This window comes from Candidatus Jidaibacter acanthamoeba, assembly GCF_000815465.1.
Lineage (GTDB): Bacteria > Pseudomonadota > Alphaproteobacteria > Rickettsiales > Midichloriaceae > Jidaibacter > Jidaibacter acanthamoebae.
Genome location: NZ_JSWE01000034.1, coordinates 1 through 454, shown reverse-complemented (window position 1 = coordinate 454; position 454 = coordinate 1). Strand labels below are relative to the sequence as shown.

1 protein-coding gene is annotated in these 454 nt (G+C 42.5%); it reads right to left on the bottom strand.

The features are described from left to right. On the bottom strand, positions 1-454 hold a 454-nt coding region (locus NF27_RS12180; protein ID WP_039454640.1), incomplete at both ends, for a hypothetical protein.

The following is a 454-nucleotide window of genomic DNA, read 5'->3' as shown; positions in this document are numbered from 1 at the left end:
CTCCTTCCTTATCTTCAGCATTCTGTCTCTTCTCCGAACTTTCCTCTTTATCTCCTTCTTGCTTACTCCTACTATCCTTAGAACTTTCTTCCTTCTCCTTTTCCGGATCTTTCTTCTTACTCTCCTTAAAGCTTTCCTTTTCTTCTTTATTCTTACTTTCTTGATGCGCATTCATCTCAGCTTTAGAAGTGCCTTGACTACCTTTAAACCAAGAAGATATCGTATCTCCTATTAACTTCCACCCCTTAAATGCCGCCTCAGATACCTCAGCAGACCATACATCATCTCCATTCTTATACCTACCCCCTATGCTTCCGGTAAACTCCCCGTCCCAGCTAAAGCTAAGCCCAGCATGCCAACTGCTAGCTATATCCTTCTCATTATCCCCCGCTCTCTTCCTTACTTCTTCCTCTCCTACCTTCTTCTCATATACCTTACTCCCCTTAATATTATC